The organism is Kaistella montana (genome assembly GCF_024436175.1).
Taxonomy (GTDB): Bacteria; Bacteroidota; Bacteroidia; order Flavobacteriales; family Weeksellaceae; genus Kaistella; species Kaistella montana.
The window spans coordinates 1032408-1054911 of sequence record NZ_JANFQP010000001.1 but is presented as its reverse complement, the minus strand read 5'-3'; the positions used below and the strand labels follow the sequence as shown (position 1 = coordinate 1054911).

Below are 22504 nucleotides of genomic sequence, written 5' to 3'. Positions count from 1 at the left end.
TAAATTAAAAACAGTGGAGTAGAATCAAATAGTATTCCTTAAAAATAGTGAAATTCTTTAATTTGTTGTAAATGAATGTTTTGCAAATCATTTTACAAGTTATTTACAAAAAAAATCTTCAGATGAACTGAAGATTTAGGTTTTGATTATTGTTTGTTTCTAAATTCACTAATGAAATGCAGTTTTACGATCGGGAATTTTTCTTGAGTCATGTGAATGGTAAACGAAGAATCTGCCAAAAATACCAGTTGGCCGTATTTGTCTCTCGCCATAAAACGCTGTTTTAACCTCGCAAATTCCTTGAATTCTTCGGATTTTTCGTCCGCTTCAATCCAACACGCTTTGTGAATGGAAAGTGGTTCGTAGGTACATTTCGCACCATATTCATGCTCCAAACGGTACTGGATCACTTCATATTGCAACGCGCCTACCGTTCCGATGATTTTTCTGTTGTTCATTTCTAGCGTGAAAAGCTGCGCCACTCCTTCATCCATCAACTGATCGATTCCTTTCGCAAGTTGTTTTGCTTTCAACGGATCATCATTGTTGATATATCGGAAATGTTCCGGTGAAAAACTAGGAATTCCTTTGAAATTAATTTTTTCTCCGGCCGTCAAAGTATCGCCAATTCGGAAATTTCCGGTATCGTGAAGTCCTACAATATCTCCCGGGAAACTTTCGTCAACAACTTCTTTTTTATCCGCAAAAAAGGCGTTTGGAGAAGAGAATTTCATTTTTTTATTGTCTCTTACTAATAAATAATTTTCATTTCTTTTAAAAGTTCCGGAAACGATTTTCACGAAAGCCAAACGGTCGCGGTGTTTCGGATCCATATTCGCATGGATTTTGAAAACAAATCCTGTGAAATCCTTTTCTTCGGGTTTTACCAAACGGGTTTCGCTTTCTTTTGGTTGTGGCATTGGCGCGATGTCGATGAAGGCATCCAATAATTCTCGAACTCCGAAATTATTTAAAGCAGAACCAAAGAAAACTGGCTGCAAATCACCTTTCATATAATCTTCACGGTTAAATTCCGGATAAACCGATTGCACCAATTCGAGTTCTTCTCTCAAAGTTGCAGCAGCTTTTGCACCGATTACTTCATCGATTTTGGTGTCATTAATGTCATCAAACTTAATCGCTTCACCAACTTTTTGTTTTTTCTCTTCTAAAAAGAGTTGAATGTTATTTTCCCAGATATTATAAATTCCCTGAAAATCGCCTCCCATCCCAATTGGCAACGAAAGCGGACAAACTGTTAACCCTAATTTTTGTTCTACTTCATCCAAAAGATCAAACGCATCTTTTCCTTCACGATCGAGTTTATTGATGAAAACGAGCATCGGAATGTTTCGCATCCTACAAACCTGAACAAGTTTTTCAGTTTGTTCCTCGACCCCTTTTGCAACGTCGATTACCACGATTACTGAATCTACCGCGGTTAAAGTTCGATAGGTGTCTTCTGCAAAATCTTTGTGACCAGGTGTATCGAGAATGTTGATTTTATGATTTCGGTATTCAAAAGCCAAAACCGAAGTCGCCACAGAAATCCCTCTCTGTCTTTCGATTTCCATAAAATCGGAAGTGGCTCCTTTTTTAATTTTGTTGGATTTTACGGCACCTGCTTCCTGAATCGCGCCTCCGAAAAGAAGGAGTTTTTCCGTTAAAGTCGTTTTACCGGCATCCGGGTGAGAGATGATCCCGAAGGTTTTCCGTCTTTCTATTTCTTTGATGAGTTCTGACATAATTGTATTTGAATGTGCAAAAATCGTGTTTTTTTATGGAAAATGAAAACGAAGTTTTTTCCGCGTGCAGATTCTTGTTTTTATCTTTTTGCCCTATATTTGTTGAAACTAAATTTCAATGGAAAAAGATAGCTTGCGAAAAAAATACATTTTCAATTGGAAAGGCGCGTTTGCATTGGTCGCAGGAATGATTGTCGGAACTTCAGTGATCGCGGTTCTCAACGTTTTTTCGATGATGGTTTTTAAAGATAATTTCCAATATCAGGATTTTTATTTATTGATCATTAATGCAGCAGGATTTTTGGGGGCTATTTTTGCTTTCGATTATTTCGTGGCGCGTCCGCAAACCGGTAGGAAACTCAATTTCAATTTTTCGCCAACCAATTTCGGGACTTATCTTTTGATTTTTCCGATGATGTTGGGAATGATGTTGATCGCAGAATTCATCACCGCACAAATTCCGATTAGCGGACCATTTTTCGGAGAATATTACGCCTATTTTTCGAAAATGATGGAGCAAATGACCAATGATAAAGCCACCCTGATTGTGATGGCCGTGATTATGGCGCCCATTTTCGAGGAAATTGTTTTTCGTGGAATTATTCAGAAAGGACTCATCAATAAAGGTACGAAACCGATTACAGCGATTGCGATTTCAGCAGTGGTTTTTGGGCTTGTTCACGGCAATCCGTGGCAGTTTGTAGGCGCAGTGTTGTTGGGGTGTATTTTGGGATTTGTGTACTATAAAACCAAGTCTTTGCTTTTGCCGATTTTGTTGCACGCCTTCAATAATCTGTGTTCTTCGTTTCTTATTTTTTATGGAAATACAGAAAGTTTTGCAGAGGCTTTTAAAGTTTCCGAATGGATTATTTTAATCGTCGGGATTGTTTTATTTGCCGTTTTTTATTATTTATTTACCAGAAAATACAGAGTACATTATTCTGAAAATTATTGATTCCAAAAGATATTTATGAGCCAGGAAATCCTTATTGCAACGCATAATCAGCACAAAAAAGAAGAAATTCAGCAGATTTTAGGAAACGATTTCAATGTAACTTCTTTAGCAGATTACGATTTGCACGACGAAATTATAGAAGACGGAAATACCTTTCACGAAAATGCTTTAATTAAAGCCAAATATTGCTTCGAAAAAACCGGAAAACCAAGTCTGGGAGACGATTCCGGATTGGTAGTTGAAGCTTTGGACGGAAGACCAGGAATTTACTCCGCGCGATATGCCGGAAATCATGATTTTGCAAAAAACATGGCCAAAGTTCTGGATGAAATGAAAGACGAAAACAACAGAAAAGCTTATTTTGTCACAGTAATGTGTCTTGTCGATGGCGATGGAACTCATTATTTTGAAGGTAGAGTTTATGGGAATTTAACTCAAGAAATTCGTGGTGATAAAGGATTTGGTTATGATCCGATTTTTATTCCTGATCATCATGAAATTACCTTTGCAGAGATGAAACCTGAAGACAAAAATGCAATCAGCCACAGAAAAAAAGCCATCGAATTGTTTCTTGATTTTCTAAAGAATTAAGATTTTATTCTGATAAAAATATATCATTCGCAGAATTTAGCAGTGATTTTACCCTTAAATTTACATTGAAAAATTGTATTTTTGCACCTTACTAAATATTAAAGATGTTAGAAAAGATTGATGAATTATTGGTTGAGGTTGGCAATTTCAACACGACGAATAAAGATGAAATTGAGCAATTCCGAATTAAATACAATGGCAAAAAAGGAATCTTAAATGATATTTTTGCCCAATTTAAGGATGTTCCCAATGATCAGAAAAAGGAATTCGGGCAAAAAATCAATACGCTGAAACAAGCGGTTGAGGCAAAGCTTGATTCCCTGAAAAATGCATCTTCATCTAACCTGATTCTTGAAAAAGAAGATTTGACGAGACCTGGATATTCAGCTGATCTCGGTACACGCCATCCGATTAATTTGGTGAAAAATAAAATCATTGAAATCTTCAAATCCATCGGTTTTGCCGTTGCAGACGGACCGGAAATTGAAGATGATTGGCATAATTTCACCGCGCTGAACCTTCCGGAATATCACCCGGCGAGAGACATGCAGGATACTTTCTTCATCGAAACCAATCCTGATGTTTTGCTAAGAACCCACACTTCTTCGGTGCAAATTCGATATATGGAAGAAAACCAGCCACCAATGCGAATTCTTTCGCCTGGTAGAGTGTTCAGAAATGAAGCGATTTCTTCGCGTTCGCACTGTATTTTCCACCAAATTGAAGGTTTGTACATCGATGAAAATGTGAGCTTTGCTGATTTAAAACAAACCATTCAGTTTTTCACGACTGAACTTTTCGGGAAATCGAAAATTCGTATGAGACCTTCTTATTTCCCATTCACAGAGCCAAGTGCGGAAGTGGATGTGTATTGGGGATTGAATTCGGAAACCGATTATAGAATTACCAAAGGAACCGGTTGGCTCGAAATTATGGGTTGCGGAATGGTAGATCCAGCGGTTTTGAAAAACGTTAACATCGATGCGGATAAATATTCCGGGTATGCTTTCGGGATGGGAATTGAACGAATCGTAATGTTGCTTTATCAAATGAGCGACATCCGAATGTTCTTCGAGAATGATAAGAGAATGTTGGAGCAGTTTAAATCGCTTTAATTTTTCTTTAAATATAAAAAAAAGACCGTTTCAGGAAGATTGAAACGGTCTTTTTTTTAGCTTTTTCTTTTAAACCAATATTTCGCTTGGTTATAATCGATGTAATAGGTGAGTTTCAGCGAAATATTATTGGCGATTGGTTCTCGGAATAATCGGTTGAAATTTTCTTTAATTCCAATTCCTGATTCCTGTAGGTAGTTTCCAACGGCATTTCTGTAAAGAAAAGTAAGTTGGCTACCCGGAGCAAACCACCACGAAAATCGCAAATCGACATTCCATGAATTGAAGGTTCCATCGGGGTTTTCGGTGAAGAGATTTGTTTGTATAGTAGTTCCGTCATTATTTAGGGTATGGAAACTTTTATAAGTAACTTCCGATAAATAATGTCTAAATGCGAGATTCACTGCCATGGTATTATTGAAAGTATATTGTGAAGTTAATGAATTTTCCAGCGTAAATCGGTTTCTTCTTCCGATGAAAATATCGTTTTCATTTTTGCCAACAAAACCCTCATCATTATTGATATAATTGATATTGGCGGTGTAATATATTCTCATTTTATCAGAGAGTTTATAGCTCGGACTGATTTGATAATTCAGTTGGTAGCGGCCTTTCTGGTTATATGCATAATAATCGATATAGGTATTCAGCCTCAGTTTTTTTCTGCTGTCGGTATCGATGTAAATCCAAGGATTAATCATCGCCGGAATTTTCAGATATTTTCCTTGTGTTCTAGGTTCATAAATATCATTTTCGCCAAAGGGTAAAATCATTAAGCCACCGCCCAAGCCAAAAAATTTCTTATTGGTGGTTTCAAAACTATTATGAATGATGAACTGATTGAAAAGATCCTGATCCAATCGTCGTCGATGGGTTACTTGAAGACTGTAAAATAAATTGTTCAAATTTCCTTTTGGCTGCAGATATCGGTAAGAATAATTGGCCTGAAAAGACTGGAAATTGGTACGGTCGTAATATCCCAAATCTCCAATGTCATATTTATCGGTTCTCATGAAATAGTTGGCTCCAAAGCGGTTTTCCCCGGAAACTTTATCGAAACCGAGCGAAGTTTCATTCCCGAATTTAGTGCCGTTTTCCATCACGAAACTACCTTTTGTTCCTCCGAAATATTGGTAAGTATTTTTTTTGTTTCTAATGTCAAAAAGCAACGCAGTAACATTCGCATCGCGGAAATCGCCGTCTCTAGTAACATTGGTATTAACTAATGAAACGGAAGAATTTCCTCTAAATCTTTGATCCAAAACCATCACATTATAATTCGCCCATGGTTCGGTAACTTCCTGTCGAATTTCTCCGGTGTTGATGTTTCGGATTTCTGCGTTCATCTTTTCCGTGATCGCATTGAAAAAGCCTATTCCCAGACCTTTGTTGGTTCTTCCGGAAATTTTTACGGCATTAAAAAGTTTTACTTTTTCGGGGTTTTCTACGATTTCTTCCTCATTGCTTGTTGTGGGAAATCTCGAAGGATTTCCACCAACTCTTCTGGAGTAAAACAAATCGCCTTTGCTGAAAAGTTCGGTGCCTTCGGTGAAAAATGAGCGTTGTTCTTGGAACTGTACTTCGAAAGGAGATAAATTCAATACGGATTTGTCGAAAGATGCTTGCCCGAAATCTGGAATCAGCGTAAGATCTAATGTGAAAGCATCATTAATTCCATATTTCACATCCATACCTCCATTGAAATTGGTAGTTGTTTCCCCGTTATAATGATTCAAATACGTTGAAAAATAGGGTAAAAAAGAAAGCCGAGTAGGCGGATTAATATTTTCAATGCTTTTCAGAATACCGTCGTAGAGCATGTAAGAGCCTTTTTTATTGTCTACGAAATTCCAATCGTACATTGTGCTGGTTCTGTTCACGAGTCTTAAAAGATTGATTCCCCATTCCTGCACTTCTTTCTTCGGAAAACGCAACTCAGAATAGGGAATCTTCATTTCTACTACCCAATTTTTCTCATTAATTTTTACTGCCGAAAACCAAATAGCACTCCAGCTGCTATCTTCGCCCATATCATTGGTGATTTTTGCATCGTATTGAACGCCGGTTGGCAAAACCAGAAATTCAAGACTTTGCTGATGGTCATTGTATCCGTTCAGAACAACGCCGAAAATATCGTCGTTTTCAATATTGTCTCTTTCGGTAAGTTCGCGTGCAATTTTTCCAGGTTCGGATTCGTGCATAGTTGCCCCGAAATAAATTCCGGTATCATCATATAAAACTTTTACTTCGGTTTGAAATTCCTCAGGAACAGGTTTTCCGTTATTGGGACGGCGTTCAATAAAGTTTTTAGCAATTTGAGCATTTTGCCAGACTTCTTCATCCAAAATTCCATCGATTTTCGGAGATTTATCAATCTTTAAAGCCGTGATTTTTTTTCTAGAAATGCTATCACTTTCTAATTTCTGCGAAAAGAGCGTGATGGAACAGAGCAATAGAATAGCTATAGCAGTTTTTGAGTTCATAGGTTGTTTTATGGATAAGACAAGTATTGTTAGTGTTTTGTTACATCGTGTTTAATTATTTTTTTAAAGGCATAAAAAAAACGACCATTGGCCGTTTCTGTATAAAGATTTTTTAAAATTTAATTATTTTTTAAAACTCAGCGGATATTTTACATTTTTTAAAGAATCGATGCTGGCTTTCAAAGAACCGACTGCGAGTTCAGCTTTTATAGCCAAAGGAATGTAGTTTTTGTCGTTGCTCACCCACAAAGTTACGCCTTCTTTATCCTTGAAAACTCGCCCGCTCATTACTTGTGGTACAATTTTCAAAGCGTTAATAGTTCCGAATTTTGTTCTAATGTTTTCAGATCCTACCACTTTGATTTGGAAGGGAAACATTTCGTCATCAATCCATACGTTCAGTTTTTTTACACTTCCAATTTTCAGTTCACCTGGCTCCATACTTCTAAGGTAATAGAATGCAGAAAGCATATCCTGCACGCCTTTAACCGATTTTTCCACGCGGGAATTATTTTTTTCTTTATCAGTTAAAATTAATGTTTGGTTGCTGTGATTGAAAACCGTCTCGAAATGTTGCGTATAACCGCCTTCCTGTACATTTCTTACATAAAAACTTGGCAATCCCGTGTTGTAATTGATGAAGCTTTCGTAGTGATCTTCCAATTTGAAGAAAGCCCGAACTGCTCCTGTGGTTTTTCCATAACCTTTTACATAAAAGTGCGGTTGCCCTTTGTAAGTGGTTTTTAAGGTAGTAAGAGTAGCGGTACCTGCATTTAAAAGCCCGTAATGGATTCTGTAATTTAAAACTTCACCAGATTGAATATTATCTAGCTTTTGAGCGTACCCCAAACTAAAAAACATAATAGCCAATGCAATTAAAAAATTTTTCATAGTCATCTGTTTTGCAAAAAATTTGCCACAAATATAAAACATTGATTTGATAGGTATTTAAAATGATATTTGTCACTAGTATGCAAGTCGCTGTTCTTTTATTTTTCTTAAATTTGTGCAACTATTTTTAAAAAAAATTATCAATGATTACAACCGATATATTGATCATAGGAGCCGGACCTACCGGGCTTTTCGCAGTTTTTGAAGCAGGTTTGCTAAAGATGAAATGCCACTTGATTGATGCTTTACCGCAGCCTGGTGGACAACTAACAGAGTTGTATCCGAAAAAACCTATTTTTGATATTCCGGGATTTCCTTCAGTGAATGCAGGCGAATTGGTAAATAATTTAATGGAACAAATTAAGCAATTTCAACCAGGATTTACTTTAGGGGAAACAGCTCAAACTTTAAATAAACTCGAAGATGGCACTTTTGAAGTAGTAACGAACAAAGGTACTGTTCACCGTGCAAAAGCTGTAGCAATTGCAGGCGGATTGGGAACTTTTGAACCAAGAAAACCAACCATCGAGAATATTGCCGATTACGAAGAAAAGGGTGTTGAATATTTCATCAAAGAACCCGAACATTTCCGAAACAAAAAAGTAGTCATCGCAGGTGGAGGCGATTCTGCATTGGATTGGAGTATTTTCTTGGCTGATATTGCCAGTGAAGTAACTTTAGTTCACCGAAGAAATGAATTCCGTGGCGCTTTAGATTCTGTGGAAAAAGTTCAGGCTCTAAAAGACCAAGGAAAAATACGAATGATGACCCCCGCGGAAGTTACAGGGATTAAAGGAGAAGATAAAGTAGCATCGATCACCATCGAAAAAGAAGGTGAAACATTCGATCTGGAAACCGATTATTTCATTCCGCTATTCGGATTAACCCCAAAATTGGGAGATATTGCAAACTGGGGATTAGAAATTGAGAAAAATGCCATCGTGGTGAACAATGCGTTGGATTATCAAACCAATATTCCAGGGCTTTATGCGATTGGTGATATTAATACTTATCCAGGTAAATTGAAACTTATTTTATGTGGTTTTCACGAAGCGACTTTAATGTGTCAAAGTGTTTACAACATGCTGAATCCAGGTAAAAAATATGTCTTAAAATATACAACCGTAAGTGGTGTTGATGGTTTCGACGGAAGCCGAAAAGAAGCTGAAAAAGCGGTCGTAAAAAAGATTGATTAATAAACAAAATCCAAAAAATGCAGGATATTAATTTGAAAATTACCGACCGAAACGGACAAACTCACGAAGTCGTTGCGCCTACCGATATGTCGATGAATTTAATGGAAGTGATCCGTTCTTATGAACTTGCAGAAGAAGGAACCATCGGTGTTTGTGGTGGAATGGCAATGTGTGCATCTTGCCAAGTTTATGTAATGGATGGCGCTGAAAAGTTGGTAGAAATGGGTGATGAAGAAGATGCGATGCTTGCCGAAGCGTTTCATGTTCAAGACAATTCCAGATTGGGTTGCCAAATTCACATTACCGAAGAAATCGACGGATTGGAAGTGCAAATCGCGCCTTATCCGTAGAAAATAATCACTTTTTAGATAACAAAATCCCGCAACTTCTTGTTGCGGGATTTTTATTTTTAATGATGGATTTTTATACTTTCAGTTTCCCTCGAAAACCTCGTGCAGCATAGTAAGATTCAGCGCCGTTGTGATAAATAAACACTGTCGCATAACGAAAATCACCGAAAATTGCGCCACCAAGTTTGCGAATATTTTCTGGTGTTTTCAGCCAACTTGAAGTTTTCAAATCGTAATTTCCTAAAGTTTGCAGAAAACGATATTCTTCTTCTGACAAAAGCTCAATTCCCAATTCTTTGGCAACATCCAAAGCGTTATTTTTGGGTTTGTTTTCTTTCCTTTTGTCTAAAGCTTCTTTGTCGTAGCAATAGCTGCGTCTTTCTTTCGGGCTTTCTGCAGAACAATCGAAGAATAAATATTCACCGGATTTTTCATCAAAATCTACAACGTCTGGTTCGCCACCGGAAGTTTCCATTTTTCCAAGCGTTTCCAACTTTTTGGGTTGTTCTTCTAGTTTTTGAAAAACGTTTTCCCATTTCAAGTTTTCATGGCGATGCATGTTCGCTTTAAAACGGGTTTCAAGGGTTTTTAAAAGCAGATTTTTGTCCATTTTTAACCACTTATTTTTTAGGAATTTCTTTTAAAATTTCTTTCAAAAATCCCCAGAATTTTTGTGCGGAAGGGATATTCGCTTTTTCTTCAGGCGAATGCGCTCCACGAATTGTCGGTCCGAAACTTACCATTTCCATTTCAGGATAATTGGCACCGATAATTCCGCATTCTAAACCTGCGTGACAAGCAACTACGTGAGGTTTTGATCCGAAATCTCTTTCGTAGATTTTTTCCATAATTTTCACGATTTCCGAACCTGGTTTTGGTTTCCAACCAGGGTACGAACCGCTGAATTCTACTTCTAAACCAGCCAATTCGAAAACCGATTTCAATTGTTCAGCAACGGCGAATTTTGTAGAATCTACAGATGATCTTGAAAGATTTAAAATTCTTAATGCTCCGTTTTTCAATTCCACACGAGCGATATTGTTGGAAGTTTCTACCAAATCGGCAACATCAGGAGACATTCTGTAAACGCCGTTGTGTGCGGATTTTAAAGCTAAAATAATTTTCTTGGAATCTTCTTCAGAAATCGCTTTTTCCTCGGTGCTGAAGTTTTCAATATTGATTTGAAGATCTTTTTCAACATTTGCAAATTCTTCGAGGATTGAAGCTTTCAAAACATTCGCATCTTCGATAAATTCAACCACATTTCTTACTGATAATATCGCATTTGCTTCGCGCGGAATCGCATTTCGCAATCCGCCACCATCGATGGTAATCAATTGAATGTTTTGATTGTAAACTCCGGTGTACAAAAGTCTTCCGAGGATTACATTCGCATTTCCGAAACCTTTATGAATGTCCATTCCGGAATGTCCACCTTGCAAACCTTTGATTTCAATTTTAACGATTTGTCCTTTTGAAGCTTCCAAATTGTAGTTCTGAGAAGCCGTCACATCGATTCCGCCTGCGCAACCGATATCGATTTCGTCATCTTCTTCAGTGTCTAAATTTAGGAGAATTTCACCATGTAATTGCCCTGGTTTCAGACCAATTGCGCCGGTCATTCCGGTTTCTTCATCAATAGTGAAAAGCGCTTCCAAAGCGGGATGTGGAATATCTGAACTTTCTAAAACCGACATAATTGACGCAACGCCCAAACCGTTATCTGCGCCCAAAGTGGTTCCTTTTGCTTTTACCCAATCGCCATCAACTTCCATTTGGATTCCTTGGGTTTCGAAATCGAACTGAACATCATTGTTTTTTTGGCAAACCATATCGAGGTGAGATTGCATCACAATTGGTTTTCGGTCTTCCATTCCCGCGGTTGCAGGTTTTTTGATGATCACATTTCCAACTTCGTCAACGGTCGTTTCCAAACCAAGATTTTCACCAAAGTTTTTGATGAATTCAATGACTTTTTCTTCTTTTTTGGAAGGTCTTGGTATCGCATTTAATGCTGCGAAATTTTTCCAGACTATTTGAGGTTCTATCTGTGTAATTTCCATTATAAATAATATTTTCCTCAAATTTAAGAATAAAAAAATGCCTGAAAAAAAGTCAGGCAATTATTTGTATCGATTTTAAGAAAAGTAGTTCTGTAAAATCCAATTCAAAGAGAATTTTGCAATTTATCCTCGCTCTCTTTCCAAAAGAACCATCATTAATAAAGATAAAATCACGAGAGATTCGTCTTCATCATCGATGTCGATTAAGCGATCGAGTTGAAATCTTCGACCAATTAGCGACGGCATTTTCTTGAGGCGGAAATATTCTTTTCCTGCGGAATCTTTTACGGTGTACGATGGATTCAGGAAATATCCGGTAAACATTCCTACGATTGGAATTTCGCCAATAAAACCATCCAAAACTTTCACCCAAGCGTTGTCTTCGCTGATGTGATATTTCAAGGCATTATTTTCGTCTAAAACATCGTAATGCGATTTCCAAAGCGAGCGCATTCCTTTTCTGGCCAATCTTCCGAAATTTTTTCCGTTTTCCAAATCGGTCATGGAGTAGGAAGCATTAAAATCAATCCATTGATTAGCTTGAATTCTGAAAAGTTCCTGAGAACGGCTTTCATTGCTGAAAATAATAACGTCTTCCTTGAGTTTGAACATTTTCTGACGAACGTATGCAACGTAATTTCCATTTCTGTCGGTGATATTGAAATCGCTGGAAAGCGTAGTAATTTTAAATTTAAAATCGAGAGGATAGTTTAAGTTTTGAAGAATCATAAAGGTATTTTCACCAAAGATAATAAAAGGGATGAAACTTGCAGTTTGAGGTTTTAAATTTTATTTTTGTGGAATGGATTATCCGAGTAAAGTTTTAGCGAAAGCAGTTGAAGAGATTTCAGGATTGCCCGGAATCGGGAAAAAATCGGCGTTGAGATTGGCGTTGCATTTGTTAAAACAACCTGAAAGTCAAGCCATCGCCTTGGGAGATTCGCTGAAAAAACTCGTTACCGAAATTCATTATTGCAAAGATTGTCATAATTTCTCCGACATGAAAATTTGTGAAATCTGCGCCAATCCGAAGAGAAATGAAGAAATTTTGTGCATCGTGGAAGATGTTCGAGATGTTATGGCGATTGAAAATACCGGAAAATACAGAGGAAAATATTTGGTCTTGGGTGGCAAAATTTCGCCAATGGAAGGCATCGGTCCAAATCAACTTCATATTTCCTCCATCGAGAAAAAACTGGAAAGTGGCGAAGTAAAAGAGCTGATTTTCGCGCTGAGTGCAACGATGGAAGGCGATACGACGGCTTATTACATTTATAAAAAATTCAAAAATTTTCAAGTGAATTTTTCCACTATCGCGCGCGGAATTTCGGTGGGAGATGAGTTGGAATATGCCGATGAAATTTCATTGGGAAGATCCATCCAAAACCGTTTGCCTTACAACGAAAAAGATTAATTTCTCGTTCAAAATTCCTATTTTAGCTTTTTTGTAATTGAGAATTTAAACAAATTTTAATGGCGATTTCTGTAATTATTCCTGTTTATAATGCCGAAGAAAGCATCGAAAAATGTCTTGATTCCATTAAAAACCAAACTTGGAAACGCGAGTTTGAAATCATTGTCATTAATGATGGTTCCACCGATCGAAGCCGGGAAATTCTTGAAAATTACCAAAGAAATAACCCAGAAATGCCGATTCAGTTGGTTCATCAAGAGAACGGTGGAGTTTCCAAAGCCCGAAACGCAGGATTGAAAATCGCAAAAGGAGATTACATCGCTTTGCTCGATTCCGACGACGAATGGCTTCCCGAAAAAACCGAAAGACAGCTGAAATATCTGGAAAATCCGGATTTTGGGGTGGATTTTATTACCTCTTTGTGGAATGATGAAAAAGTAAGTTTTCCTTACAAGATTGATGTTGATAATGGATTAGTTACCATTATTTTAAAGAAATTATTACTTAAAATAACGGGACAAACTTCCACTGCGATTTTTAAAAGGAAAATTCTTGAAAATACCGGCTATTTTGATGAGCAACAAAAGTACTCTGAAGATGCTAATTTCTGGATGCGAATTAGTGAAAACAATTCGATGTTTCTGCTTCCTGAAAAGCTTGTAATAGCAGGAAACGGAAAAAAATCCTTCGGATTTTCAGGACTTTCTGCGAATTTAAAAGAAATGGAAAAGGGAATTCAGAAAAATATTCTAGAAATGTATAGAGACAAGAGGATCAATTTGTTGGAATATCTGTTTTATTTTGTAATTTCCAAATTCAAATATTTCGTAAGGCCAATAAGAGCAAAACTATGATGGATAAATTATTTTGGGGAATTAGAGCGTTGTGTTATGCGCCCTTTTTTGGCAAATTCGGGATGCCTTCATATCTTGGGAAACCTATTTTTCTGAAAGGAATTCGCAATGTTTTTATCGGTAAAAAAGTGAGAATTTTACCTCATTTACGAATGGAAACTCAAGATGACGGAACTATTGAAATCGAAGATGATGTGGTGATTTCGCAAAACGTTCATATCACTTCGGCCGGTCAACTGAAAATAGGAAAAAGCTCGCTAATTTTAGCCAATGTTTTCATCACCAATATCGATCATGATTACACCGAAATCGGAAAACATGTCGTAAAACAAAAAATTATCGTTAAAGAAACAACAATTGGTGAGAATTGTTTTATCGGAATGGGCGCTGCAATTATGGCTGGAACTGTGTTGGGGAAACAATGTATTGTAGGCGCTAATTCGGTTGTGAGAGGCACTTTTCCGGATTATTGTGTCATTGTAGGTTCGCCTGCAAAAATTGTAAAAAAGTATAATCAACAAACCCAAACTTGGGAAAAAATAAGTGGGTAAATTGAAAAATATATTAATCACCGGCGGTGCAGGATTTATAGGGAGTTCACTCGCGTTGAAATTAATTGATCGTGGCTATTCGGTGACGGTTTTAGACTGTCTTTCGGAGCAAATTCATACCAAAAATCCTGAATTTAATTCTCCACTTTATCGACGGATTTTGGGTGTAGTGACTTTCATTAAAGGTGATATCACGAACAGATTTGACATTGAAAAAGCAATTGAAAATCAAGATGCAATAGTTCATTTAGCTGCAGAAACCGGGACCGGACAGTCGATGTACGAAATCGAAAGATACAATAAGGTGAATGTTGCAGGAACCGCGCTTTTGCTCGATGTTTTAGTAAACCAGAAAAACAGAGTAAAAAAGTTTGTTTTGGCTTCTTCCAGAGCAGTTTATGGCGAAGGAAAATATCAAAATTCAAATGCAGAGATCGTATTTCCAGCTCATCGAAACTTAGATTTGATGCAAAAAGGAATCTTCGAAATGACCGATCAAAATGGTGAAATTCTACATCCACTCCCAACTTCAGAGGATTTTAAACTTCATCCAACCTCATTTTATGGACTTACAAAATTACAGCAAGAGCAAATGGTAAAACTCGTTTGCCCAACAATAGCAGTAGATTTTGTGATTCTGCGTTATCAAAATGTTTACGGAGCGGAACAATCACTCGTGAATCCGTACACCGGAATTTTATCGATTTTTTCTACACAAATTTTAAATGGAAAAAACATCAATGTTTTTGAAGATGGTTTACCAACCAGAGATTTTATCAATATTGAAGACACGGTGGAAGCAACGATAAGAAGTTTAGAAATGGATGCTGCGAATAATCAAACGATCAATGTAGGGACCGGAATAGCAACGACTGTTCAATCGGTGGCAGAAAATCTGGTGGAAAAATATCAGAAAAATGTAGATGTTTCGGTTTCAGGAAATTTCAGAATCGGCGATATTCGACATAATTTTGCGGATATTTCTTTAATGAAAAAATTCTTAAATTTTGAACCTAAAGTGAGTTTTCAGCAAGGAATCCAGAGTTTTACCGAATGGGTTTTGAATCAACCGCTTCTGGGAAATAATTTTGAGGCTTCAATAGAAGAAATGAAACAAAAAGGTTTCCTGAAAACATGAGTCTGAAAGGAAAAAAAATATTATTTATTTCTGCCCATTTTTTCGGTTATGAAAAAGCAATTGCCGAACGATTGAAAAGTAGGGGAGCTGAAGTGGATTTTTATAATGAAAGACCATCGGATTCTCTTTTGTCAAAAGGGATTATTCGAGTGAAAAGTAATTGGTATCAAAAAAAAATAAATCGCTATTATCGGAAGATTTTATTGGAAATTTCAGCAGAAAAATATGATTTTTTTCTATTAATCAAAGGCGAAAGCATCCCGTTTTTCTTTCTTGAAGGATTTCAGAAAAACAATACTTTGGCAGAGAAAATTTTCTATTCTTACGATGCAGCCGAAGAGTATCCGAAGTTCAAAAAACTTTATCCTTTTTTTGATAAAAATTTCACTTTCGAACCTGCAGATGCGAAGAAATATCAGTTGCATTTCAGGCCATTGTTTTTTTTAGAAGAATATAAAAGCACTGTAAAAAAACAGGAAAGAAAGTATGACATTACCTTCATCGGATCTGCGCATAGCGATCGTTATCTCATTGGTGAAAAAGTTCAGAAAATAGCGTCTCAGCTTCATTTAAAAACATTCTTTTTTTACTATGCTCCCGGGAAAACTGCATTTCTGTTGAAACGTTTTTTTGATCGAAATTTGAAATATTTTGATGTTAATAAACTTAGTTTTACGAAACTTCAACACAACGAAATTGCTGAAATTTATAGCCAGTCTTTTGCAGTTTTGGATGTGAATAAACCTTTTCAAAATGGTTTAACAATGCGAACATTTGAAGCATTGGCATCAGGAAAAAAAATTCTCACTACAAATTCAGATATCAAGAATTACCCATTCTTTTCTGTCGAAAATGTGATGATTTTGGACCGGAAAAATTTGAAAATAAGTGAAGATTTTTTCAAAACCGATTTTTCTAAAATCGATGATGAAATATTATCCAAAATGTCTTTGGATAGTTGGATTGATTGTCTTTTCTTCCATCATCAAGATGAATATTGGTGAATAAACAAAAGAGATTTTAACTAATAAAAAAAACGGTTTAGAATTTCTAAACCGTTTTTATGTTTTGTGAATATTTTCTTAGTTTCCTGCAGGAGCCGGAGTTTTTACCGGAGCAGTAGCAGGACTGTTTGTTGCTGGTGCGGTTTGTGGAGCCGGAGCTTCTGTTTTTATTGGAGTAGTAGGAATGGATGTGCTTGGTTTTCCAGTAAGAATCACGCTTAATAAAATAAGAATGACAATTGCTGTACCCAAAGTCCAAGTTGCTTTTTCCATAAAATCATTGGTACGCTGTACCCCAAATTGAGCTGATGAAGTTCCACCGAAAGTTCCGGATAAGCCTCCACCTTTTGGGTTTTGTGCCATGATGATGATGATTAGTAAGATACTCGCAATCATGATTAGAATCATGAATAATGTAAATATTGTGCTCATTTTTTGTTCGAAGTTTAAGAAGTGCAAATATAATTAATATTTTCAAATATTAAACATAAAAATTGCTTACATCAATAGGATAGTGAGTTTTATACTTTTTTTGAAATATTTTTTTTTAATTTAGCCTTTATGAAAAATTTTCTTCAGCATCACGTGAGTTTTGATTCTTTAGCCACACTGTTCAGCCAAGCACCAGTCGCATTAGCCATGTTGATGGGAGAGAATCAGGTAGTAGAAATTGCCAATCAGCATATTTTGGATTTATGGGGGAAAAGCGATTCCATCATCGGTAAGCCTCTACTAGAAGCTCTTCCGGAAATCAAAGATCAAGAATTTTCTAAGCTTTTGCGTGAAGTTTATCGTTCCGGGAAACCCTATAATGGGAACAATGTACTTGCAAAAATTGAGAAAAACGGTGTGTTGAGCGATTGTTATTTCGATTTTATCTATTCACCAATTCTTAAGGATCAGGAAATTACGGGGGTCAGTGTAGTTGCTACAGAGGTTACAGACAAAGTACTTTCTGAAAAAAAACTATGGGAAAGTGAACTTCGTTTTAAAGAACTCGTGGAAACTGCAGATTATTCTACTGCCATTTATAAAGGTGAAGATTTAATTATAGAGTTTGCGAATGACCAAATGATAAAAACCTGGGGAAAAGACAAATCGGTAATCGGCACAAAATTAGAAGATGCTATTCCTGAACTTCAAAACCAGCCGTTTATTGAAGTTCTAAAAAATGTTTTCAAAACGGGTATTCCATATATAACGCAGGAGGATAAGGTTGATTTGGTAGTAGGTGGAGTTTTGCAGACTTTTTATTACAATTTTTCATATAAACCGTTGCGGGATTCCAAAGGCGAAATTTATGCTATTATGAATGTCGCACTGAATGTAACCGAATTGGTGAATGCCCGTAAAAAAGCAGAAACCAACGAATATGATTACCGAAATCTTTCGAACGCAATGCCACAAATGGTGTGGAGTGCAGGTCTTACCGGAATATTGGATTATGGAAATTCCAATTTGTTGAATTTGCTGAATTTAACGATTGATGAAATCGACCAATTTGATTTTACTAAAATAATTCATCCGGATGATTTACCGAATGTTCAGAAAGTTTGGGAAGAAGCAGCTAAGAATCCACAACAGTTTGAGGTTGAATATCGAATGTTCGACCGCAAAAAAAATGAATATATTTGGTATCTCACCACCGGAACTCCATTTTTCAAAGATGGGGAATTTTATAAATGGATCGGAACCAATACCGACATTAATGAATTCAAAAATCTTGTAAAACAGAAAGATACTTTTCTTGGAATTGCAAGCCATGAACTGAAAACGCCTCTAACCTCACTGAAATTATATGCACAAGTTCTGGAAAAGATGCTGAGAAAATCCGGCGATGAAAAAAGTGCAGAATTTGCTAAAAAGATGGATCTCCAAGTTGTGAAACTTACTTCACTGATTGGCGATTTATTGGATGTAACGAAGATTAATTCCGGGAAAATTCACCTTAACCAAAGCTGTTTCGATTTTGCAAAATTAGTACTCGAAACTGCGGAAGAAATGCAGATGTCCACATCACATAAAATAGAAATCTACGCAAAAAATGGAGGTATGGTTTTTGCTGATAAAGAACGAATAGGGCAGGTAATGATTAATTTAATTTCAAATGCGATCAAATATTCACCCGATGCGGATCGGATTATCATTGAAACTGAACAAAAAGACAACAATATTATTTACACCGTGAAAGATTTCGGAATTGGTATGCCTGAAGATAAAAAACACCTTGCTTTCGAGCAGTATTACCGAGTAAGTGGTGATGAGCAAAGTACATTTCCGGGATTAGGATTGGGACTTTACATTGCAGCGCAAATCGTAGAACGTTCCGGCGGAAAAATTTGGGTCCACAGTATTTTAGGAAAAGGCTCTACGTTTTCCTTTTCGCTTCCATTATCAGATTGTTAAAATTAGAAAAAATGAATTCAAAAAAGGTTGTAATTGTAGATGATGATGTAGCGATTCTGGATTCTCTGGGATTAATGCTCGATTTTGAAGGGTTTGAAGTAAATGCCTTTGAACGAGGATCAGAGATTTTCACCTATGTAGAATCTGTTTCCAAACCTGATATCATCCTTCTTGATATGTGGCTCTCAGGAGAAGACGGCAGAGAAATTTGTAAAAGATTAAAAGAAAATGAAATCACGAAGAATATTCCCGTGGTCATTATGTCGGCAAGCAGAGGTTTAGAGCAAACAGCGATACAGTCGGGCGCAAACGCTTTCATTGCAAAACCTTTTGAAATTGATGAAGTGGTAGATAAATTGAACCAACTCACCAATTAATTTTAATAAAAAGCAGTCCATTTCAAATCTCAAAACCAAGTTTGATTAATAATCAGAATGTCAAATAATTATTGTATCTTTGCATTATAATTTATAAAAGGCTGCTGCCTTTGCTTACTCTATTACCGTTTAGAATTCTACATTTTTCTTACTCAGTTATCGTTTTTTCGCAGTTGCTTTTATACATTATCACCCGCAGATTTTTCGGTAAGCAGGTGCCAATGATTAAACCGAATAGCAACTAAGACAAACTTAAATACGATAATAATATATGGCAGATTCTTTCTCAAAAAAAGAAAATTTCAAGAAAAAACTTCAGAAACAAAAAGAGAAAAACCTCAAACGTGAAGAACGCAAAACCAACAACAACAAAGGAAAAGGTTTAGAGGAAATGTTACTTTATGTGGATGAAAACGGGCAACTTACAGAAACCCGTCCCGATGATCAAAACCGCGAAGGAATTGATCTCAACGACATTCAGCTCGGTGCAGCTCCAATTCCTGTAGAAGAAAAAATTCAATCAGGAATCGTTACTTTCTTAAGTGATAAAGGATATGGTTTTATCACCGAAGACAGTTCCAAAGACAATATTTTCTTTCATGAAAACAACTGCGCTCATCCTGTGAAAAAAGGAAACAAAGTTTCTTTTGATAAAGAACGTTCTCCGAAAGGTTTTTCCGCAGTGAATATTCAACTCATCAAATAATTATTGCGAAAACAAGAATAAATTAATTCTCATAGAAAGCTCCATTTTTGGGGCTTTTTTTTGATTTTGCTTAAAAATATTTTAACAGTTCGGAAGCAGATCTTCACTTTGACTTCCGTATATATTTCACTAAATTTGTGACCCCAAAAACTTTGTTCTAATGGATTATTTGAAAGGATTAAATGAAGCGCAATATCAAGCAGTAACCACCTTGGAAGGCCCGCTGATGGTACTCGCAGGTGCAGGTTCCGGAAAAACCCGTGTTCTCACCATGCGAATTGCCCATTTAATCACCAATCTCGTGGATCCATTCAATATTCTCGCGCTTACTTTTACCAATAAAGCGGCAAAAGAAATGAAGGAACGTATTGCAAAAGTAGTCGGACAAAGTGAAGCAAAATCGCTTTGGATGGGAACTTTTCACTCGGTTTTTGCCCGAATTTTAAGAAGCGAAGCTCATTTATTAGGTTTTCCTTCGAATTTCACGATTTACGATTCTCAAGATTCCTTGAACGTCATCAGAAAAGTATTGAAAGATCTCAATATCGATGCGGATTTATATAAACCGAAAAAAGTTCAGGCGAGAATTTCCAATTATAAAAATAATCTAATTACCGTAAAAGCCTATTTTGGAAATCCCGAACTCATCGAAAATGATGAACGCGCCAACATGAAGCATATGGGATTGATTTACCAAAAATACGTGGAAGCTTGTTTCAAAAACGGAGCGATGGATTTTGATGATTTGCTTTTAAGAACTAACGAATTGCTCACGAGATTTCCCGAAGTTTTGGCAAAATATCAGGATCGATTTCGGTATATTTTGGTCGATGAGTACCAAGATACCAACCATTCGCAGTATTTAATTGTGAAAGCATTAGCTTCTAAATTTGAAAATATTTGTGTGGTAGGCGATGATGCACAATCGATTTACTCTTTCCGTGGCGCGAATATTTATAATATTTTAAACTTTAAAAAAGATTATCCAGACGCGGTTACGGTTTCGCTAGAACAGAATTATCGTTCAACGCAAAATATCGTGAATGCTGCAAACGTGGTGATTTCTAAAAACGTTCAGCAGTTTAAGAAAAATGTTTTCAGTGAAAACGAAGAAGGCGACAAAATTAAGGTTTATCGCTCGCTTTCTGATGCGGATGAAGCAAGTTTTGTGGCTTCGAATATTTGGGAAAAACATAATTCCGAGCAAAGAAAATTTACCGATTTTGCGATTTTGTATCGTACCAATTCCCAAACCAGAGCGTTCGAAGATGCACTGAGAAGAAAAAATATTCCTTATAAAGTATTTGGCGGACTTTCTTTTTACCAAAGAAAAGAAGTGAAAGATTTGATTGCTTATTTGCGAATTTTAATCAATGAAAATGATAATGAAGCGTTGTCTAGAATCATCAATTATCCGGCTCGTGGAATCGGTGAAACTACCCAAAATAAGCTTGTAGTTTTTGCAGATTCGCAGAATGTTTCGGTGTCTTCCGTTTTGGATAATTTAGCGATTTATGCTCCTCAATTAGCTTTAAATAATGGGATTTTAACCAAACTTTCCGATTTTTGGTCGATGATTAAAGCTTTTCAAGTAATGCTGAAAACTGAAAATGCTTACAATGTTGCGATGGAAGTGGCTAAAAGAAGTGGTTTAATTAAATTTTTGAAAGACGATCAAACACCGGAAGGCATTTCGAGAGTTGAAAATATTCAGGAATTGATGAACTCGATGCAAGGTTTCATCGAAGAACAACAACAAGTCGAAGATGGTGATCCATCGCTATCCAATTTTCTAGAAAACATTGCGCTTTCCGCTGATACACAAACCGATAAAAACGAAGAAGGCGACCAAGTTTCGCTGATGACGATTCACCTTTCCAAAGGTTTGGAATTTCCGGTGGTGCATCTCGTTGGTTTGGAAGAAAACCTTTTCCCAAGTTTCATGAGTTCTTCAACCCGAGAAGAATTGGAAGAAGAGCGCAGATTGTTTTATGTGGCATTAACCAGAGCCGAAAAACAAGCGTATTTCAGTTATGCGGTTTCAAGATTCCAATGGGGGAAAATTACCGATGCGGAACCATCGCGGTTTTTAAGTGAGATGGATGCGCAACATTTGGAATTCATCAATCCTGTTACAGAAAGCCGTTTCATCAATCGTTCCGGCTTGAAATCAAGTATTTTTGATGATGAACCCGCTGAACCAAGATTTTTCAAAAAGAAAGAAGAAAAGAAAAGTATTCAGAGAAGTGAGCCGTTGCCAATTTCTCAAAAATTGAAGCCGGTTGCAACTGCAAAGATTACCAACCCAAGCGGAGTTTCTTCGGAAAATATTGAAGTAGGAGACAAGGTTCGCCACGATCGTTTTGGAGTGGGAGAAGTGCTTTTCCTCGACGGAACAGATCCTCAAAATATCAAAGCAAAAGTAAAATTCCAGCATGAAGGCGAGAAAAACCTGATTCTGAAGTTTGCGAAGCTAACGAAGATTTAATTTTTCGAAATCTAGTGATATTTTTTTTTTTTTTTTTTTTTTTGCTCCTGTAAATCAAATTATTATATAATTTTTAAGAAAAATATTGAAGTATACTCAATATTTTTTTTGATTTTATTAGTCCACTAATTTTGTAGACTTAATATAATCATTTACTTTTGCCCTTCGAAAAAATTA

General features: G+C 36.5%; 21 protein-coding genes. 14 read left to right on the top strand and 7 right to left on the bottom strand.

Features of this window, described 5'->3' with window-relative positions; all coding sequences use genetic code 11:
* Positions 1-146: 146 nt before the first annotated feature.
* Complete coding sequence (locus NOV28_RS04860; RefSeq protein ID WP_255928161.1) at positions 147-1745, bottom strand: peptide chain release factor 3; 1599 nt, start codon at positions 1743-1745, stop codon at positions 147-149.
* Between the two features lie 118 nt (positions 1746-1863).
* Here NOV28_RS04860 and NOV28_RS04855 point away from each other — a divergent pair, with 118 nt between their 5' ends.
* From NOV28_RS04855 to pheS, 3 genes are all read left to right on the top strand, one after another.
* Positions 1864-2700 carry a CPBP family intramembrane glutamic endopeptidase gene (locus NOV28_RS04855; RefSeq protein ID WP_255928159.1) on the top strand — a complete coding sequence of 279 codons (837 nt, stop codon included), beginning with the start codon at positions 1864-1866 and terminating at the stop codon, positions 2698-2700.
* A gap of 15 nt (positions 2701-2715) precedes the next feature.
* A complete protein-coding gene (gene rdgB, locus NOV28_RS04850; protein WP_255928157.1) occupies positions 2716-3291 on the top strand; it encodes an RdgB/HAM1 family non-canonical purine NTP pyrophosphatase in 576 nt (191 codons plus the stop codon).
* Positions 3292-3395: 104 nt separating this feature from the next.
* Positions 3396-4406, top strand: a complete 1011-nt coding sequence (pheS, locus tag NOV28_RS04845; protein WP_255928155.1) for a phenylalanine--tRNA ligase subunit alpha — start codon at positions 3396-3398, stop codon at positions 4404-4406.
* A 56-nt stretch (positions 4407-4462) separates the two neighbouring features.
* On the opposite strand, the gene NOV28_RS04840 is transcribed toward pheS, so the two are convergent.
* Together NOV28_RS04840 and NOV28_RS04835 are read right to left on the bottom strand one after the other, a co-directional pair.
* Positions 4463-6889, bottom strand: coding sequence for a DUF5916 domain-containing protein (locus tag NOV28_RS04840; protein ID WP_255928153.1), 2427 nt, complete (start codon positions 6887-6889; stop codon positions 4463-4465).
* 123 nt (positions 6890-7012) lie between these two features.
* Complete coding sequence (locus NOV28_RS04835) at positions 7013-7780, bottom strand: DUF3108 domain-containing protein (protein ID WP_255928151.1); 768 nt, start codon at positions 7778-7780, stop codon at positions 7013-7015.
* 143 nt (positions 7781-7923) lie between these two features.
* Here NOV28_RS04835 and NOV28_RS04830 point away from each other — a divergent pair, with 143 nt between their 5' ends.
* Complete coding sequence (locus tag NOV28_RS04830; RefSeq protein ID WP_255928149.1) at positions 7924-8976, top strand: NAD(P)/FAD-dependent oxidoreductase; 1053 nt, start codon at positions 7924-7926, stop codon at positions 8974-8976.
* 17 nt (positions 8977-8993) lie between these two features.
* A complete protein-coding gene (locus NOV28_RS04825; RefSeq protein ID WP_255928147.1) occupies positions 8994-9326 on the top strand; it encodes a 2Fe-2S iron-sulfur cluster-binding protein in 333 nt (110 codons plus the stop codon).
* A gap of 73 nt (positions 9327-9399) precedes the next feature.
* Here NOV28_RS04825 and NOV28_RS04820 read toward each other — a convergent pair whose 3' ends face one another.
* The 3 genes from NOV28_RS04820 to NOV28_RS04810 all read right to left on the bottom strand — a co-directional run bounded on the left by NOV28_RS04820 (position 9400) and on the right by NOV28_RS04810 (position 12118).
* The gene (locus tag NOV28_RS04820) at positions 9400-9936 is read right to left on the bottom strand and encodes a DUF4256 domain-containing protein (RefSeq protein ID WP_255928145.1); all 537 of its coding nucleotides are present in this window, start codon (positions 9934-9936) and stop codon (positions 9400-9402) included.
* A 10-nt stretch (positions 9937-9946) separates the two neighbouring features.
* Positions 9947-11389 (bottom strand): aminoacyl-histidine dipeptidase, encoded by a 1443-nt coding sequence (locus NOV28_RS04815; RefSeq protein ID WP_255928143.1) that lies wholly within the window; start codon positions 11387-11389, stop codon positions 9947-9949.
* Positions 11390-11512: 123 nt separating this feature from the next.
* On the bottom strand, positions 11513-12118 hold the full coding sequence (locus NOV28_RS04810) for an LURP-one-related/scramblase family protein (RefSeq protein ID WP_255928141.1): 606 nt from the start codon (positions 12116-12118) through the stop codon (positions 11513-11515).
* 73 nt (positions 12119-12191) lie between these two features.
* Here NOV28_RS04810 and recR point away from each other — a divergent pair, with 73 nt between their 5' ends.
* The 5 genes from recR to NOV28_RS04785 are packed head-to-tail and all read left to right on the top strand — an operon-like array spanning position 12192 to position 16350.
* On the top strand, positions 12192-12803 hold the full coding sequence (recR, locus tag NOV28_RS04805; RefSeq protein WP_255928139.1) for a recombination mediator RecR: 612 nt from the start codon (positions 12192-12194) through the stop codon (positions 12801-12803).
* Between the two features lie 59 nt (positions 12804-12862).
* Entirely contained in the window at positions 12863-13657 is a 795-nt protein-coding gene (locus NOV28_RS04800; protein ID WP_255928137.1) for a glycosyltransferase family 2 protein, read from the top strand.
* Positions 13654-14208 (top strand): acyltransferase, encoded by a 555-nt coding sequence (locus NOV28_RS04795; RefSeq protein WP_255928135.1) that lies wholly within the window; start codon positions 13654-13656, stop codon positions 14206-14208. The genes NOV28_RS04800 and NOV28_RS04795 overlap by 4 nt, the downstream gene beginning before the upstream one ends.
* Before the next feature lies 1 nt (position 14209).
* The gene (locus NOV28_RS04790) at positions 14210-15346 is read left to right on the top strand and encodes an NAD-dependent epimerase/dehydratase family protein (RefSeq protein WP_255928133.1); all 1137 of its coding nucleotides are present in this window, start codon (positions 14210-14212) and stop codon (positions 15344-15346) included.
* Positions 15343-16350 carry a WaaS/CpsH family glycosyltransferase gene (locus NOV28_RS04785; RefSeq protein WP_255928131.1) on the top strand — a complete coding sequence of 336 codons (1008 nt, stop codon included), beginning with the start codon at positions 15343-15345 and terminating at the stop codon, positions 16348-16350. Before NOV28_RS04790 ends, NOV28_RS04785 begins: the two co-directional genes overlap by 4 nt.
* A gap of 78 nt (positions 16351-16428) precedes the next feature.
* Here the strand turns inward: NOV28_RS04785 and secG are convergent, their stop codons facing one another.
* A complete protein-coding gene (secG, locus tag NOV28_RS04780; protein ID WP_255928129.1) occupies positions 16429-16782 on the bottom strand; it encodes a preprotein translocase subunit SecG in 354 nt (117 codons plus the stop codon).
* A 129-nt stretch (positions 16783-16911) separates the two neighbouring features.
* On the opposite strand from secG, the gene NOV28_RS04775 reads away from it, so the two are divergent.
* From NOV28_RS04775 to NOV28_RS04760, 4 genes are all read left to right on the top strand, one after another.
* The gene (locus NOV28_RS04775; RefSeq protein WP_255928127.1) at positions 16912-18756 is read left to right on the top strand and encodes a PAS domain-containing sensor histidine kinase; all 1845 of its coding nucleotides are present in this window, start codon (positions 16912-16914) and stop codon (positions 18754-18756) included.
* A gap of 11 nt (positions 18757-18767) precedes the next feature.
* Positions 18768-19133, top strand: coding sequence for a response regulator (locus tag NOV28_RS04770; RefSeq protein WP_255928125.1), 366 nt, complete (start codon positions 18768-18770; stop codon positions 19131-19133).
* Positions 19134-19404: 271 nt separating this feature from the next.
* The gene (locus NOV28_RS04765; RefSeq protein ID WP_255928123.1) at positions 19405-19839 is read left to right on the top strand and encodes a cold-shock protein; all 435 of its coding nucleotides are present in this window, start codon (positions 19405-19407) and stop codon (positions 19837-19839) included.
* A gap of 160 nt (positions 19840-19999) precedes the next feature.
* Positions 20000-22327 (top strand): ATP-dependent helicase, encoded by a 2328-nt coding sequence (locus tag NOV28_RS04760; protein ID WP_255928121.1) that lies wholly within the window; start codon positions 20000-20002, stop codon positions 22325-22327.
* Positions 22328-22504 lie beyond the last annotated feature (177 nt).